17 protein-coding genes are annotated in these 15,581 nt (G+C 61.8%); 7 read left to right on the forward strand and 10 right to left on the reverse strand.

Going from position 1 to position 15,581, the window contains the following annotated elements; genetic code table 11:
* Nucleotides 1-82: 82 nt before the first annotated feature.
* Complete coding sequence (locus tag HMPREF0307_RS06675; RefSeq protein WP_066489943.1) at nt 83-1,855, reverse strand: RNA-binding domain-containing protein; 1,773 nt, start codon at nt 1,853-1,855, stop codon at nt 83-85.
* A gap of 476 nt (nt 1,856-2,331) precedes the next feature.
* Here HMPREF0307_RS06675 and HMPREF0307_RS13545 point away from each other — a divergent pair, with 476 nt between their 5' ends.
* Nucleotides 2,332-2,616, forward strand: coding sequence for a type I restriction-modification enzyme R subunit C-terminal domain-containing protein (locus tag HMPREF0307_RS13545; RefSeq protein ID WP_353935760.1), 285 nt, complete (start codon nt 2,332-2,334; stop codon nt 2,614-2,616).
* 80 nt (nt 2,617-2,696) lie between these two features.
* Nucleotides 2,697-3,218: a DUF1990 domain-containing protein gene (locus HMPREF0307_RS06680; protein WP_230384086.1), complete on the forward strand. Its 522-nt coding sequence runs from the start codon at nt 2,697-2,699 to the stop codon at nt 3,216-3,218.
* Between the two features lie 27 nt (nt 3,219-3,245).
* Here HMPREF0307_RS06680 and HMPREF0307_RS12935 read toward each other — a convergent pair whose 3' ends face one another.
* From HMPREF0307_RS12935 to HMPREF0307_RS06705, 5 genes are all read right to left on the reverse strand, one after another.
* Entirely contained in the window at nt 3,246-3,584 is a 339-nt protein-coding gene (locus HMPREF0307_RS12935) for a hypothetical protein (RefSeq protein WP_141628538.1), read from the reverse strand.
* A 12-nt stretch (nt 3,585-3,596) separates the two neighbouring features.
* A complete protein-coding gene (locus HMPREF0307_RS06690) occupies nt 3,597-4,064 on the reverse strand; it encodes a hypothetical protein (protein WP_141628539.1) in 468 nt (155 codons plus the stop codon).
* Between the two features lie 75 nt (nt 4,065-4,139).
* A complete protein-coding gene (locus tag HMPREF0307_RS06695; RefSeq protein ID WP_066489961.1) occupies nt 4,140-4,385 on the reverse strand; it encodes a hypothetical protein in 246 nt (81 codons plus the stop codon).
* A 28-nt stretch (nt 4,386-4,413) separates the two neighbouring features.
* Nucleotides 4,414-4,641, reverse strand: a complete 228-nt coding sequence (locus HMPREF0307_RS06700; RefSeq protein ID WP_231725098.1) for a YgaP family membrane protein — start codon at nt 4,639-4,641, stop codon at nt 4,414-4,416.
* Between the two features lie 177 nt (nt 4,642-4,818).
* Nucleotides 4,819-5,103: a hypothetical protein gene (locus HMPREF0307_RS06705; RefSeq protein WP_066489964.1), complete on the reverse strand. Its 285-nt coding sequence runs from the start codon at nt 5,101-5,103 to the stop codon at nt 4,819-4,821.
* Nucleotides 5,104-5,478: 375 nt separating this feature from the next.
* On the opposite strand from HMPREF0307_RS06705, the gene rplJ reads away from it, so the two are divergent.
* Entirely contained in the window at nt 5,479-6,000 is a 522-nt protein-coding gene (gene rplJ / locus HMPREF0307_RS06710; RefSeq protein WP_066489965.1) for a 50S ribosomal protein L10, read from the forward strand.
* A gap of 79 nt (nt 6,001-6,079) precedes the next feature.
* Nucleotides 6,080-6,466: a 50S ribosomal protein L7/L12 gene (gene rplL, locus HMPREF0307_RS06715; RefSeq protein WP_066490407.1), complete on the forward strand. Its 387-nt coding sequence runs from the start codon at nt 6,080-6,082 to the stop codon at nt 6,464-6,466.
* A 249-nt stretch (nt 6,467-6,715) separates the two neighbouring features.
* Here the strand turns inward: rplL and HMPREF0307_RS06720 are convergent, their stop codons facing one another.
* The 3 genes from HMPREF0307_RS06720 to HMPREF0307_RS06730 are packed head-to-tail and all read right to left on the reverse strand — an operon-like array spanning nt 6,716 to nt 9,917.
* Nucleotides 6,716-7,258 (reverse strand): GNAT family N-acetyltransferase, encoded by a 543-nt coding sequence (locus HMPREF0307_RS06720; RefSeq protein ID WP_066489968.1) that lies wholly within the window; start codon nt 7,256-7,258, stop codon nt 6,716-6,718.
* Between the two features lie 4 nt (nt 7,259-7,262).
* On the reverse strand, nt 7,263-8,576 hold the full coding sequence (locus tag HMPREF0307_RS06725) for a C1 family peptidase (RefSeq protein WP_066489969.1): 1,314 nt from the start codon (nt 8,574-8,576) through the stop codon (nt 7,263-7,265).
* Nucleotides 8,577-8,588: 12 nt separating this feature from the next.
* Nucleotides 8,589-9,917 (reverse strand): C1 family peptidase, encoded by a 1,329-nt coding sequence (locus HMPREF0307_RS06730; protein ID WP_066489972.1) that lies wholly within the window; start codon nt 9,915-9,917, stop codon nt 8,589-8,591.
* Nucleotides 9,918-9,949: 32 nt separating this feature from the next.
* On the opposite strand from HMPREF0307_RS06730, the gene HMPREF0307_RS06735 reads away from it, so the two are divergent.
* Together HMPREF0307_RS06735 and HMPREF0307_RS06740 are read left to right on the forward strand one after the other, a co-directional pair.
* Nucleotides 9,950-10,375 (forward strand): OsmC family protein, encoded by a 426-nt coding sequence (locus HMPREF0307_RS06735; protein ID WP_066489974.1) that lies wholly within the window; start codon nt 9,950-9,952, stop codon nt 10,373-10,375.
* Nucleotides 10,376-10,378: 3 nt separating this feature from the next.
* Complete coding sequence (locus HMPREF0307_RS06740; RefSeq protein ID WP_066489999.1) at nt 10,379-11,269, forward strand: DMT family transporter; 891 nt, start codon at nt 10,379-10,381, stop codon at nt 11,267-11,269.
* Nucleotides 11,270-11,406: 137 nt separating this feature from the next.
* On the opposite strand, the gene HMPREF0307_RS06745 is transcribed toward HMPREF0307_RS06740, so the two are convergent.
* Nucleotides 11,407-13,503 (reverse strand): PhoX family protein, encoded by a 2,097-nt coding sequence (locus HMPREF0307_RS06745; protein WP_066490009.1) that lies wholly within the window; start codon nt 13,501-13,503, stop codon nt 11,407-11,409.
* Nucleotides 13,504-13,885: 382 nt separating this feature from the next.
* Here HMPREF0307_RS06745 and lysS point away from each other — a divergent pair, with 382 nt between their 5' ends.
* On the forward strand, nt 13,886-15,481 hold the full coding sequence (gene lysS / locus HMPREF0307_RS06750) for a lysine--tRNA ligase (RefSeq protein ID WP_066490021.1): 1,596 nt from the start codon (nt 13,886-13,888) through the stop codon (nt 15,479-15,481).
* Nucleotides 15,482-15,581: the final 100 nt, after the last annotated feature.

Consider the following 15,581-nt stretch of genomic DNA (forward strand, 5'->3'; position numbering starts at 1 on the left):
TAGCCGAAGGCCCGCAACCATGCCATGCAGTCAGGACCTCAAGTGCTTATCGATGACTAGAGGGAAGGCCCAAACTGGTATTCTAAAATTCTCTTGGACCAATGGAGTAAATCTGGGAGCGCGAGTCGGATTTGGATGGCGTCTTACGTATCATTTCTTTCTCGCTCAATTTTGCAATTCTCGGATTGATTTGCCCTCGAGTTAGGCCTGTTTCGCGCTCCAGCTCTTTGCGCGTGAGCCCGTGCTGCGCGGCACGTAACGCTGTCAAGATGCGCTTGTCTTTCTCGGCTGCAGACAGGTATGTGCTGCGCTTGGCATGGTCGTCGGCGGAAGCTGCGGCAGCCTGAGCGGCACCGGAAGCCACGGTTTCGATTAGGGCTTCGTCATTGTCGGATGGGGCCCTGTAGGTGGTGCCACGGCCAGAGCCGGCGGCATCGGCAAGCCCGTATTTCACCAATTGCTGAAGCTCGGCGCGGGCATTAACGGAGTCCATGGGGAAGGCGCTTCGATAGCTGCTATTGGTGATCTCCTCGCCGTGACGCATAGCGATGAGAGCGTGCTTTTGAGCGACGGATAGGGTGTCTGAGCCGGGGAGCTGCCCAAGCCAACGAAGGTCGGTATCGCTGAGAAGTGACGAAGAGGTGAGAATAGCGGTGAACTTAGTAATCTGATCGTCGAAGTGCGGGGCGGGGAGGAAAGCCTCTGCAAGGGCGGCACGAGCTGCAGGAATGCCAGTAGCTTGAGCCTCGATAACGCGGTATCCATTGTCGGTTGTGAGGGCGGCGCACATGGAATAGAGGATCGCGTTACGGGCGCGAGGGGAGGTGTAGCCGAGCTGATTTTTGGTGATGCCCCACAATCCGCCGGGGCTTTCCACAATGAGCTTGGTGGGCTGCTTGATGAGCTGCGTATACATGCCGTAACTTGCAGCGGAAAGATCGCGGTGAACCAGGGCATTGGCGATGATCTCGCGAATGGCGATCGGAGGGAGCTCAGGTACATCGATCCCGTTGCCATCGCGGAAGGTTACTCCGACGCGTAGCTGCGCAGAGACCCATTCCCTTGCCGAGTCAAGGAGGTCCGGTACGGGACCCGTGAATTCGCGACGATCGGTGAGCCGTTGAGCAGTGTCGACCTGGGGATTGATGGCGCGAGCTTTGACCACGAGGTTGGGTAGGAACTGCTGCGGCTGCTCGCCGAAGGCGTAAAGGGCTGCAGTCGTGACGAAACCAGTGTCCGGGTCAATAACGTTGGTGCGGATGTGGAGCGTGCGTTCGTCGAGGTCACGCAGCCGGCGAGAGTCACGCTTTTTCGCGCTGAGGTATTGCTGGAGCAGGTCGTCTACCAAGTCGTGTTGAACCGTGGCCCCCTCGACTGGTGTGCGATCCGCGTGTGGTTGCTGCCGCTCACCGACCAAGAAAAGCTCTTCTTGAGGCGATAAGTCGTAGTCGCCGTCGCCGGAACGAATGTAGGCCTTGCCAAACTTACCGACGCGGAAGGGACGATGCTCTGAAGGCTGGGGAGGAACAATCGCAGCAACGACGGGTTTCCCCTCCACGATGGTCACCTCAACTGCACCGAGTTGCAAGGGCGGCGTGATTCGCTCGCGGGCCTTTGAAGCGATTGCGGACTGTGCGGCTTTCGGATCCCAGACTCCAGTGACATCAAAAGCGCCACCATTTTCAGCGACCCCGAGGATGAGTGTGCCGCCGTCTGGCATATTGGCGAAGGCGCAGAGAGTCTCGTCAATTGATTCGGGAATCTGGTGAGAGGCTTCTTTGGCCTCGACATTCCACGTATCATTTTGCGTATCGCGGAGGAGCGCAATGAGTTCTGGGACGTCGATGATGCTCATGGGGAGCAGTGTACCCAAGTTTGATCGGAAATCGTACTGAAATATGATTGAAATGTGACTGAAATATTGTGCTGAAAATTCAGTACGAATTCAGTACGGTTGTAAATCGAGTTGGATGGTGAAATGGCGTTCTTTTCGCCGGAAAAGACACCATAATGGTTGTAACCAAGCAGTATGAGATGCGGAACTAGTAGAGAGGAACTGGAGCGCCGTGGCGACGATGAGTGGTGGAACACCCCGATCCAGCAACTTCGGCTTTATCGGCGTGGTGTGGCCGAACCTGCTTAACGACTGCCGATTGGTTGAGTGAAATGCACTCACTAATCCGCGCGGTTCCGTGTTCCAAGCGCGCTTCGTGCTCGAATCTGTGGTGGGGCACGTGGCTACGGGGTCAAGTCCATTGATGTGGTGGATTGCCACGTTGACGGCGCTGAGCAACTGAGTGATTTTCATGTCGATGAGTCGATAGGAGGCTTTTGCGCGGAATCGTGGGGATGGATGAACCGGCCGTGCGCGCTGAATGTTCTGCCGTGCCGGCAGATACCACGCTGAATTCTGTGCAGATTCAATTCGTGGATCTGCTGGTGGGTTACATTGCGCGCAATGGTGTTCTTGAGACAGCAGAGCTAACGCGGCCACCGTTTGATGAATATGGCAACGTGGTCGACATTTTCCGGACAATGCGGTGCGCGCGCCATCGGACAGGGAATCCGCCAGCTAACGCGCAGCGCGGAGGCGGTTTCGTAGGTGCGTTGAGTTGATGGATGCGTTTGTACTTTCCTACCGTGTTCGGCACGCCGTAGCTCGAAAGTGTCTAATCTCGTATGGGATACTCGTGGGTATGGCAGCAACATCTTCGATGTCGTATCCGCCTGATCTGCGTCTATCGAGCCTAGCTCTCGCCGACGGCGGGATGCGCGAGGAACTCGGACTTAACGCGTCGTGGCGTGCGGTCGATGAGTCACGCGTCCTGGGAACAGGGGAGGAGTGCTTCCAGCGTGCGAGTGCGAACCTGCTTGAGTTTCGTGCGCACCGATATGCCGGGGTGCGCGTGCGCCGCGATCCTGTGGACCCAGACGTGGTGTGGCTACGCGTGGGTCCGACGCTCTCGCCGTGCCGCATTCTGCATGTCGAGCGCACGCCGCAGCGCACCGCGTTGGTCTACGGGACGCTGCCCGGGCACGTCGAGTGTGGCGAAGAGGCGTTCCTCATCGAGCATCGCGCCGATGGCAGTGTCGTAGGCAGGTGTGTCGCGTTTTCCCGCCCCGAGCGCTGGTTCGCGCGGCTGGCCCCGCACCTCGCGGCAGCCGCTCAGAGCCTCATCACCCGGCGCTATCTCGCGGGCATGGCGAAGCAGGAATAACGAAGGGACAGCGGTTCGAGCCACGCGTCAGCGTGGGAATGAGGACGAGAGTTTCTCCAGTTGTGCCCGGGCTGCGACAATCCCCTCAACAGCAGGCTTGATCGCTGCGGATGAGAGAGGCATGCCTGCCGAGCTTAGCTCTAAAAGGGAAGAACCGCAGGCGTCCTGGTTGCCTTGCATACACGCGGATTGGCGGCTTACTGAGGACAGCATGACTCCGATGAGAGTGCCTCCTGCGGAGAGGATGCCCAGCGTGCCTGTGGCGTTCGAGGAATTCTCAGAGGAGTCGTCGGCCGTGGCCGTGGGGACGGTTAATGCGAGTGCTGTGGCGGTCGCGACCGCGACGAAGCGTGAGGAGTAGTGCATGCGGGGTCCTTTTTAGCGCGCGCCGAGTCCGAGACGCGAGGAGCTGGCAGCGAGCGAGTCAGTGGCCATCGTGGCGAGACCCGAGACGAGGCTATAGCCGCCAAGCAGACTCGAGCCGATGAAGCTGCTGGTGAGCGACCTGATGTCGCACTGGGCATCGGGGTTGCCGGCGTAGCACGTGTTGTAGGCCAGACCGCTAAGCGAGACGTCCATGACAACGAGGCCGAGGAGAACATAACCGATGACGGCACCGGCCTCGGAACTTCCGTCTGAGCTCTCATCCGACTTCTTGCCGTCAGTCTGGGGCGACGTGCCTGCCTCCTGGTGCGCGGCGGTCTGGGCTGCCTCTACGGTGGCGTATGCGTGCGCCTCTACTGCGATGGCTGTCGGAGCCGGAGCTACGACGGTGGTGGTGAGGCTTGCCGTGGCGGTCATTGCAGCTACAAGCAGTGTGATACGGCGGGGGAGATGAAGTGACATGGAAGGTCCTTGAAAGATGCGAGATGGGAGAGACGTGGTCGAGCCAGCTGGGTGAACCGGCTGTAGCGTGAAGATTTACTGAGCGTTGCGAGCGAGCATGGCGTTATTCGCGTGGGCGCCCAAAAAGAGCGCGCCGATGAAAAGAATGGCGGCAACGATACCGATGGCCGTGTCTTTGGCGGCTGAGCTTGCGTCGTTGTCGGCCTTGAGCTCTACGGACTGGATAACAGGGGCAGTCTGTGCATGCGCGAGCGCTGGCGATGAGACCGTGAGTGCAGTGGCCAGCATGGTAGCGGTAAGCGCTTGAGAGATGCGTCGCATGAGAATGAGCCTTTCGTGAGGGGTGGGTTTAACGCTGATTGATGGGGCAGGTGTTGAGGCCAAAGGGCCTGTAAAGCGGGCAGAAGCCCAGTGCTGCGGTGGCACCGAGGATGGTGCCCATGACGATGAGTGCGATTCCTGCTGGGCTCTTGGGCTTGACTGCGAAGAACGCAAGCAAGAAAGCGACAACGGCGCCTGCGCCGCGTACGGAGCGATCAGTGATGGACTCGTTGCGTTGTATGACGAGACCTTTCACAGAAGAAAGAGTTAAAGAATGAAAGAGACGCCGGAATTACATAAACGATGCTGTACAGACAACCTCTTCATCTAGATTAGGCCGCGGGAGGAACGGGCGGAACCACATGAGATGTGATCTTGGCGGTGTCAACCGTCCGCCTGTCGTGCAACGCAGTTGCGCGCAACTTGCGCTGTGTCATGTGCGCAGCGGGAGGATGTTGTGGATGTAGTACCAGAATCCCTGCGGGTTCACGATTGGCAGCGCGCTCAGCGTGAAAGCCTGGCTGGCAGCGGAGCTCGTGTACGTCGCTGCGATGGCATATTGGCCAGTGGTTGCACTCTCATCGCGGTAGCGAATACCCGTCGCGATGAGGTCGTAAGCGGCCAGTCCGCCCACGACGCCGAGCACGATGCCGGCGGTGCTCACGGTAACTGCGCAGGTGACTTTGACGCCGAGGAGTCGGCACGAAGTATGGGCCATGGAGGCTTCTTGATATGAGGTTGTGTAGGGACAATGATCTCCAACGAGCCCAGCGCAGGGCGGGAGCGGCGGTGGAGTAAAGGCGGCATCGGCAGGCTCAGCGGAACGGGATTTTGTTGTTTTGAGCAGCGGGTGTAGTGTAATCCCAGAAGTTTGAACGACCGATTGGTCGAGCTCAAGTTTCACCGAAGACCGTTGGTCGCCTAGAAATAGGCCGAAGGTTCCCGCTTAAAGGGACGGCCCACGCAGGAGACACTTGCGATTACATGGCCTTAAAGCCGTGCGCCTCGTGCTCTTGCACGGGGCTTTTTGTTTGTGCAAAAGGCTCCGGCGGAAAATATTAAGAGATGTTTCGAAAGGAGGCGAGAGAACAAAATGGCAAACCCGAAGAATACCGCTGACCTGGCTACTCTGAAGGAGAAGCTCGAGGGTGCAAACTCCGTCGTGCTCACCGAGTACCGTGGTCTGACCGTTGCTCAGATCCAGGAGCTGCGTAACAATCTCGGCTTTGACGTTGAGTACTCCGTCGCCAAGAACACCCTCTTCAAGATCGCTGCCGCTGAAGCTGGCATCGAAGGTCTTGACGAGCTGCTGACCGGCCCGACCGCTATTGCGTTCATTAAGGGCGAGGCAGTGGATGCCGCTAAGGTTATCAAGAAGTTCGCTGATGATAACAAGGCATTCGTCGTCAAGGGTGGCTACATGGACGGCAACGCACTGTCTGCCGACCAGGTCAACGCCATCGCCGAGCTGGACAACCGCGAGACCACTCTCGCAAAGCTGGCTGGTGCCATGAAGGGTTCTATGGCAAAGGCTGCTGCAGTCTTCAACGCTCCTGCAACCAAGATGGTCCGCACCGCTGCGGCCCTGCAGGACAAGAAGGCTGCCGAGGCTTAAAGTCGCGAATACTCGCGCACACAATTAAAACACACACACTTTGGAACGCACGGCGTTCCGCACAGAAAGGATGGCCATCATGGCTAAGCTCACCAAGGACGAGCTCATTGAAGCTTTCAAGGAAATGACCCTCATCGAGCTCTCCGAGTTCGTCAAGGAATTCGAAGAGGTCTTCGACGTTGAGGCTGCTGCTCCGGTTGCAGTTGCAGCTGCAGGTGCCCCGGCTGCCGGCGGCGCTGCTGAGGAAGAGAAGACCGAGTTCGACGTCGTTCTGACCGACGCTGGCGCAAAGAAGATCGGCGTCATCAAGGTCGTCCGCGAGATCGTCTCCGGTCTGGGCCTGAAGGAAGCCAAGGAGCTCGTTGAGTCCGCTCCGAAGGCTATCCTCGAGGGTGCTTCCAAGGACGACGCTGAGGCCGCTAAGGCTAAGCTCGAAGAGGCTGGCGCTTCCGTCGAGCTCAAGTAATTTCCTTTCGGACTTACTTGTGGCTTAAATGCCACGACCCCCACCGACTTCTGTCGGTTGGGGGTCGTTCCCGTTTTCTTGCCGCCCGTGGGGATGTCCCGTGAGGAGATGGGGCCTTATCGCGCGGCGGGGGAGCGCGACAGTGATGTCACGATGGTGAGCGTTTGGGGAAACTCGGGCAGGGATTGCCGGCAGAGACTGAGTCGAAGCTAGTAATCGAAACGGTTGTCGCTGCCGGGTTGACCTGCGTTAGAACGCGGCGTCAGCGGAGCGCGCGAAGGCCTTGAGCTCGTTGCCGGTGAGACGGTACGTATCCCAGTCATCTTGGACTTCGGCGCCGATGTGCTCGTAGAAGCCGATGGCTGGCTTGTTCCACTTGAGCACGGACCACTCGATGCGGGCGTAGTCCCGCTCGTGGGCGACGCGGGCGAGTGCGCGGAGGAGGTCGCCGCCGATGCCGCGGCCACGGCGATTCTCGCGCACGAAGATGTCTTCGAGGTGGATGCCGTGGACGCCTTCCCACGTGGAGTAGCTAATGAACCACAATGCGAAGCCATCGAGCGAGGTGCCAGTGGAGAAACTGTCGTGCTCGCCGCGGCGTGCGCCGTCCTGATGCACGCCCCGAGGGGTCTCCGCGACATGACAGAAGACCTGCGGGTTCGCGCCGAAGAGGGCGCGCTCCAGGTCAGTGGGCGTGGCGCGCACGGCGCCTGGTTCCATCTCGTAGTCGGCGAGCTCACAGATGAGTTCGTGGATTTCTGGAATGTCCTCGGGACGGGCGGGGCGAATCACAAAATTATGCTAGCGCACCCATGGGGTCCCAAGCAGGCAATGTATTCACGTGCTCGCTGGAGAGCGCCTTCTGGTACTCCTCCGGCAGGCGGGACGGGTGGACGGCAATCTCAAAGATGTACTCGTCGAACCAGTCGTCGCGCATGGTCCAGAAGCCCTTGTCGGCCTTGTCCGTGCCCCAGGAGTTCTCCACGCGCCAGCGGGTGGGTTGGCCGTTCGGGGCATCGACGCCGGTGAGCACCATGGCGTGTGTCATGAGAGACTCGTGCGTGCGCAGGCGGTCAGCCTTGTCGATGTCGAGCTTGATGCCGAAGGCCGACTCATAGTCGTAGAGCTTCGCAGCCCAGATACCGGCGTCGCCGTTGGATTGCTGGTCAGTATCGCAGCCGAACCACACAGCGGCGCCGTCCTGCAGCGAGTCGAATGCGGCCTGGCGGAGGACATCGCTCGGGGCGTTCAGGTACGTGACGTCCTTGCCCACGACGTTGCCCAGGTGGTCCACGGTGTAGAGCTCGCCGTAGGCGTTGCGCGGGTCGTTGACCACGCAGACGTACTCGGAGAGATCCGCAGGCAGCATGCGTGCGGCGAGCTCCTGCGGGGTAAACGTGCCCTCGCGGTGGAACTCATTGTCCTTGTCGCGATAAGCCCACTCGAAGTTCTCCGGCGGGACACCGAGGTTGGTGACGAGGATGCGGTAGCAGTCGCGCAGCGCCTGCTCATGGATGCCGGCGCGCTCTGTCTCGGCGGCCGCACGCAGACGCATCGCGGCGCGGTGGAGGACGGTCTCGAGGTTGCGGTTCATCAGGCGCGTCTGGTTGGAGGAGGCAGTCTCCGGCATGGCGTACTGCGGCACGACGCCGTACTTCTCGACGATGGCAATGAACATGGGCCACTGGCCACCGTCATCGATGGGGGAGTCGAGAAGCTGCTTGATGGTGCGGTCATTGATGTCGCGGTCTGCGAGCTCCTCCATGGCCGTGAGGAAATAGTTGGCCTTCTCCAGCTTGTCAAAGAAGTGGATGTAGGCCTGCGAGAACTCGAAGTCCTTGATCTTGGCGGTATCCATGACAGGGCCACGCAAGGAGTTCAGGCCAGCGAAGATCCAGCAGCGGCCGGATTGCTTCTGGTTGGCGGCGGACCACTTGTCCACCTTGGTCTCCACGGCTGGAGTGAGCTCGGTGGCGAGCGTGTGGTCGAGGAGAACCTGGTCGAGCGACGTGCCAGCGGCAGCGTTGCGCAGCAGCGTGAGCGTCGGGTCCTGGGCCAGTTCCGCGTTGCGAGCGGCAATGGACTGGGGATCTAGTTGTGCGTTGTTCATGAGGGTGGTCTCCTAGATCATCCGGTCGTCGATGGGCAGTTCGATGGGCTGGGTCTTAAGGCCCTTGAGCTGAGCCTCCGTGAGGTATTTCTTGCGCACGATGGCGCTGAAGACGTTATTGTCCACCCAGGCATCCGTGGCGGTGCCGTAGCCCTTGCCGGGGATCTCCTTGTTATCGATGGAGCGGTGCAGTCCGTGAACCTTCGTGCCCCAGGAGTTCTCCACGCGCCAGCGGCCGCGGCCCTCTGCGTCCTCATCGAAGCCGGTGAGCACCATGCCGTGCGTGGGCGTCGAGTCGCCGGAGGCGAGGCGTTCGGCCTTCGTCGTTGAGGTGTCGATGCCATAGAGCAGATCGATAGCGAGAAGGCCCTCATCCCAGACGCCGTCGTTGAACGAGAAGTTGCGGTTGACGTCGCACGCGAACCAGACGGGCTCGTCTGCCTCGAGGCTGCGGCGGGCGGCGGCGCGCAGTTCCGTGACGTCGATATTGAGGTACGTGTAGCCCTCGTCCTCGAGGACGTTGCGGCTAGGGGTGGAGACGTAGAGCTGGTTGTTCTGCGCTTCTTCACGCGGGTCAGCGCCGAGCATGACGTAGTCGTCGAGGTCCGGCAGGAACTTCGCGGCAAACTCGCGCGGGGTCGAGGTCAAGCGGTGGAACTCAGTGTCCTTATCACGGTACGACCACTCGAACTCGGTGGGCGGGAAGCCGAGGTAGACGGCGAGGACGCGCTGGGCGTCCGCGATGGCGGCATCGGCAGCCTGCTGGGCGTCCGCGCCCGCGCGAACCTGGAGGGCGGCGCGGCGCACGATGGTGGCGAGCGTGCGGTTCATCTCGCGGGTATCGCCGGCGGCGTGGGTCTCCGGCATGACCTCGGCGGGCACGGCGCCGTACTTGGCGACGAGGCTGGTAAAGAAGTTCCACCAGCCTCCGTCCGCATTCGCGTCGTCCAGGATGTGGGCGACGACGCGATCGTCGAGGTCAGCGTCCTTGTGCTCGATGAGCTCGTGGAGCACCAGGTTGACGCGCTCGAGCTTGTCAAAGTACTGCAGGTAGATAAAAGAAAACTCGAAGTTCTCGACGTTTAACTCCTTGGCCGCGCGGTGGCGGAAGACGTTGAGCGCCGCGAACATCCAGCAGCGCCCGGAGCGCTTCTGGTTGGTCACCGGCAGGGTGTCGAGCTTAATCTGCGTGGCCTGCTGGACGGCGATGAGCTTGTCATAATCGAGGGCGGCACGGCCGATGCCCACCTGGGTGACGGCATTGCGGGCCGCGCGCAGCTGCGGGTCGTTTACTGCCTGGTGACGCAACTCGGCGAGTAAGTCTGATGTTATGTGGGTCATAGAACCGTTCTAACACACTAGGCTCGATGAGCATGAGTGAACCCAATGTTGTAAAAACCTACGGCGTCGAGGTCGAACGCCTCGCCCAGACGCACTACCGCGCAACCAACCCCGCGGGCGCCTCGCTGGAGTTCGGTGCGGGCGAGGGACTGCTCAGTCCCGTGGAGCTCTTGCTCGCCGCGGTGGCGGGCTGCACCGCTGTAGACGTGGACGTGGTGACCTCGCGCCGGGGTGAGCCTTCGACATTCCGTATTACCGCGGAGGGCGACCGCGTGAACGAGGCCGGGGCGTCCCGGCTTTCCGATGTCCGTCTCGCCTTCGACGTCACCTTCCCCGATACGCCGGAGGGGCGCCAGGCGCAGGCCATGGTGGGACGCTTGGTGCAGGTAAGCCACAACAAGGACTGCACCGTCTCGCGCACGGTGGAGTGCCCCACGAACGTGACGTTTAAGGTTTAGCGCGTGCTGTGGATCCTACTCGGCGTCGTGGCGGGGCTGGTCGTGCCGGTCCAGACTGTCATTAATACGCGCCTGCGTGAGTCGACTGGCACGCCGTTCTCGTCGTCCATGATCTCGTTTGCGGTGGGCACGGCAACGCTGCTTACGGCGGTACTCGTGCTCCAGCGCGGGAACTTTGGGCTCTCGGCCGCGTGGGGTGCCCCGCCGTGGATCTGGGCCGGTGGCCTCCTGGGCGTGGTGTTTCTTACCGGCAATATCCTGCTCTTTCCACGCCTGGGTGCGGTGCAGACCGTCGTGCTGCCCATCGCAGGGCAGATCCTCATGGGCCTGATCATCGACCACTGTGGGCTGTTTAGCTCGCCGGTCGCTCGGCTGACGTGGGTACGCCTGCTGGGCGCGCTCATCGTGCTCGCCGGCGTCATGCTCACCGTGGGGCGCCCGCGCGCCCAAGAGACAGGCTGGGGCCTGCTGCCGTGGCAGATAGCCGGCTTCGTCTTCGGCTGCCTGAACGCGTGCCAGGCCGCCATCAATGGGCATCTGGGGCAGCTGGCAGGCTCGGCCCTGTCCGCGGCGTTCGCGTCCTTTGCTATTGGCACCGCGACGTTGCTGTTCATCAATGCCGTGCTGCGGTGGCGTCCACACTTTGACCGTCCGCACGGGGAGCGTAATCCGTGGTGGATGTGGCTGGGCGGAGTGTTGGGCGCGCTCTTCGTCTTCTCCACGGCCTCGCTCGTGCCGCAGATTGGCACGGGGCTCACGGTCGTCGCCACGCTGTTGGGCTCCATGGTCGGGTCTGTCATTATCGAGCGCGCCCGTGGCGAGACCGTGGCGGTCCGGCAGTGTGTGGGGCTCGCTCTCGTCCTCGCGGGCGTCGTGCTTATTCGGTTGGTCTGAACCGGTCGCTTCGCTGTAGTTGTGTGAACTGTGTGCCCTCCGGCGTGGGGTCATCAGGCCACTAAGTTCAGTACACCGCGCACCCGACGATTCGGGTGCGCGGTTTGTGTTGTGTGTGAGCGGTGTGAGGCGTCGATTTAGGCGTCGGTGCCGATCTTGCCGTCTTCCTTCCAAACGACCACGACGGCCGGGCGCGGGGTGGAGTTGCCGCCGTCGGGCCAGTGGGAGGTGGGGGACTCGAAGGTGGCATCGTCAGCTTCGCCTGGGTGCTGGACGTTGACCATGACGCGGTCGTCGTCGACGATGGGGCCGCAGGTCTCCGCGCCGGCGGGGACGGTGAGGAAGCACTTGAGCTCGCCGCGGGTGTCGCCCTCGGTGGTCACGGCGTAGAGGCCGTCGTTGGTGTCGAGCGCGTTGCCGTCGGTGGAGATCCACAGGTTGCCGTGGTTATCGAAGGCCAGGTTATCTGGGCAGGAGATGGGGGAGACCTTCTCCTTGTCAAAGCCGCCGAAGTAGGTGTTGGCCTCCTTCGGGTCACCGCAGACGAGGAAGAGGTTCCACTTGAGGGATTCGCCGGCGTGGTCGTCGGTCAACTCCATGACGAGGCCGTTCTTGTTTTCTTTGACCGGTGCCCACTCCATGGGCTCTTCCTTGTTCTTCTTGGCGTTCTCGCCCGTCGCGCCGCGGTACGAGTTATTGGTGAGCGCGACGTAGACCTTCTCCGTGTCCGGATGGACCTCCATGTCCTCGGGGCGGTCCATCTTGGTCGCACCGACGGCATCGGCAGCCTCGCGGGTAAAGACCGCAACCTCTTCGGCGGTAAAACCGTCGACGTGGGAGACGAACGTGTTGTTCTCCGTGTCCGAGGTGAGCAGCTTGACCCAGGTGCCCTCGCCGTCGAAGGCGCCGTCCTCGGGCAGGACGCCGGAGCCGTCAATCTCGTCTGCCGGGGAGTTGCCCTCGAGCTTGGCTACGTAGAGGGTGCCGTGGTCGAGGATGGAGAGGTTGTGTTCGATGTTGCCTTCCTCGAATTTCTTGGTGGAGACGAACTTGTAGATGTACTCGAAGCGGGAGTCATCGCCCGAGTAGCACACGACGGTGCCGTCTTTCGTGATATGGATATTGCCGGCCTCGTGCTTGAAGCGGCCCAGCGCAGTGTGCTTAATCGGGGTGGACTGCGGGTCGAGCGGGTTGATTTCTACGACCCAGCCGAAGCGGTTGGGCTCGTTGGGCTCCTTGGCGACATCGAAGCGGTCGTCGAAGCGCTCCCACTTGCGGTCGGTCTCCGGATCCTTGATGCCGAAGCGCTCGAGCGACTTCTTCGCCTTCTCGTCCTTCATATTCTCGTCCGCGGCGAAGTACTGGTCGAAGTTCTCCTCGCCGGAGAGCATGGTGTTCCACGGGGTCACACCACCGGAGCAGTTGTTGAAGGTGCCCTTGACGGTCTCGCCAGCCGGGTCTGCTGTGGTCTTTACCAGGTCGGTGCCCTTGGCGGGACCCACCAGCTTAAATTCCGTCGTGCCCGTGATGCGGCGGTTGAGCGGGCCGAACTCGCGCTTGAGCTCGCCGGTGCCCTCGACCTTGGAGACCTCCAGGATGGTGTGGCCGTGGCCTGCCCAGCCGATCTTGGCCTGTTCCTCTGTCGGGTTGTCTGCGTCGTAGTTCGGGAACATCATCGGCTCGGTCGTGTACTCGTGCGAGCACATGTAGATCATGCGGTTCGGGTCATCCGGGTGCTCGATAAGGCCCGCGAAGTCATTGTTGAAACCGAACTGCTTCTCTGCGGCCTCGGCCGTCTGGTTGTTGACGTCGAACTCCGGCGCGCCTTCGATGACCGGGTCGCCCCAGGCGATGAGGATGGACTGCGCGTAGCCGGCCGGGATGACGACCTCGTCCTTGGTGTTCGGTTGGACGGCCTCGAAGCGCATGCCCTCGGCCGAGGTGAGCTCCACCTTCGCCGTCGTCGTGGAGCCCGAGCCTGCCGATGCCCCCTCCTCTGCCGGGCTGCAGGCCGCCAGGGCCGCGCCGCCGCCCACGGTGACGACGGTGAGACCGCCGGCGCGCAGGGCGGAGCGGCGCGAGAACGGTGTAGTGAACTGGTCGCCGAAGTAGGCGTTGCTCGAGGGGTTCTCACATTCCCCGAAGCAGGCGTTACCGCATTTGTAGGTGCAGGTGAGCGAGGAACGGGAGGACGTAAAACGGTTGCTAAAGAGATTCTTGCCAAGCAGGGCCATGGGTGCGCTCCAAAAATTATTGCCCGCGCGGTGGGGTCGGTGCGCGGGACGTGGGTAGTACGCATCTATTAAAGGAGGGGTGAGTTTCGAGCGCGTGGAAACGAGGTGTCAGATGCGTGAATTTTCCGTAAACCCCGCGTCTTAGTGTTGTGAGTTCTGTTGGTGTTCGCGCCAGAAGAGTTCATCCGCGAGGGCCATGTGCTCGTCCGTGGCGTCTTCGAGCGACAGGTCGGGGTGCTGGCGTGCGGTGGGGAGGGGCGGCGTGCGTCTCGATCCGGGTCGTCGTAACGCTGAGCGTCGTGGGGTACGTTGTGGTTCTCGGACCGTGAGAAGCCTGTCCTCAACACGGTCGCTGCGGCAGCGATGGGTTATCCTTGTCTGCGTGAGTGAGCAGAAGAATACTGAAGTAAATGACGTTCCGGAGCAGCTGCGCATCCGCCGCGAGAAGCGCGAGCGCCTGATCGACTCTGGCGTGGAGGCCTACCCGGTCACCGTGCCGCGTTCTACCTCCCTGGCTGACCTGCGCGCCAAGTACGTCGTGGTCGCCGAGGGCGAGGAAAAGGGTGCCCAGGAAGGCGTGACCTACTTGGCCGCGGGCGACGAGACCGAGGATGTCGTCTCCATTGCCGGCCGCCTGATCTTCATGCGCAACACCGGCAAGCTCTGCTTCGCGACGCTGCAGGATGGCGACGGCACGCAGGTGCAGGCCATGCTTTCCCTCGCCGAGGTCGGCGAGGAGGCGCTGGCCGCGTGGAAGTCTGACGTCGACTTGGGCGACTTCATCTCCGTGACCGGCAAGGTCATTGCCTCGCGTCGCGGTGAGCTCTCCGTCATGGCCACCGAGTGGACGATGGCTGCGAAGTCCCTGCGTCCGCTGCCGGTTGCGTTCGCGGACATGAACGAAGAGACTCGCGTGCGCCAGCGCTACAACGACCTCATCGTGCGCCCGGAGGCCCGCAAGAACGCGATGACCCGCGTCCGAGTCCTGCGCGCGCTGCGCGACTACCTGGAAAGCCAGGACTTCGTGGAAATCGAGACGCCCATGCTGCAGACGTTGCACGGCGGTGCGGCTGCCCGTCCGTTCGTCACGCACTCCAACGCGCTCGACATTGACCTTTACCTGCGCATCGCGCCGGAGCTCTTCCTCAAGCGCGCCGTCGTGGGCGGCATCGACCGCGTCTTTGAGATCAACCGCAACTTCCGCAACGAGGGCGTGGACAAGTCGCACTCGCCGGAGTTCGCCATGCTCGAGACCTACGCCGCGTGGGGCGACTACAACGACTGCGCACGTACCACGCGCGAGTCCATCCAGTACATCGTCCGTGAGCTCAATAAGGCTGAGGGCAAGGATCCGGAGGATCTCACTCGTACGCTTGCCGATGGCACCGTGTATGACTTCGGCGGCGAGTGGAAGGAAATCGAGATGTATCCTTCGCTCAACGAGGCACTTCAGCGCAAGTTCCCGGGCCAGCCGGAGGTCACCATCGACTCCACTGTTGAGGAGCTCAAGGCGATCGCTGACGTCATTGGCCTCGAGGTCCCGAAGGACGGTGGCTGGGGCCACGGCAAGCTCGTCGAGGAAATCTGGGAGGTGCTCTGCGAGGACCAGCTCGAAGGCCCGATCTTCGTGAAGAACTTCCCGGTCGAGACCTCGCCGCTCACCCGTCAGCACCGCTCGCAGCCGCGCGTGACCGAGAAGTGGGACCTCTACGTCCGCGGCTTCGAGCTGGCCACCGGCTACTCCGAGCTCATTGACCCGGTCATCCAGCGCGAGCGCTTCGAGGACCAGGCCCGTCTGGCCGCCAACGGCGATGATGAGGCCATGCGTCTCGACGAGGACTTCCTCGCCGCCATGGAACAGGGCATGCCGCCGACGGCCGGCACCGGCATGGGCATCGACCGCCTGCTCATGGCCGTCACCGGCCTGGGCATCCGCGAGACCGTGCTCTTCCCGCTGGTGAAGCCGGAGGCACGTTAGTCTTCGACGCCGACCCGTCTACGGCCATGTGCCGGGGCGGGTTTCGTGTGTCTTGAGGAAAATAGCCGCAACGTCCGAATAAGGCGCAAGAGAATAAGGC

Source organism: Corynebacterium sp. DNF00584 (assembly GCF_001552965.1).
GTDB lineage: Bacteria > Actinomycetota > Actinomycetes > Mycobacteriales > Mycobacteriaceae > Corynebacterium > Corynebacterium phoceense.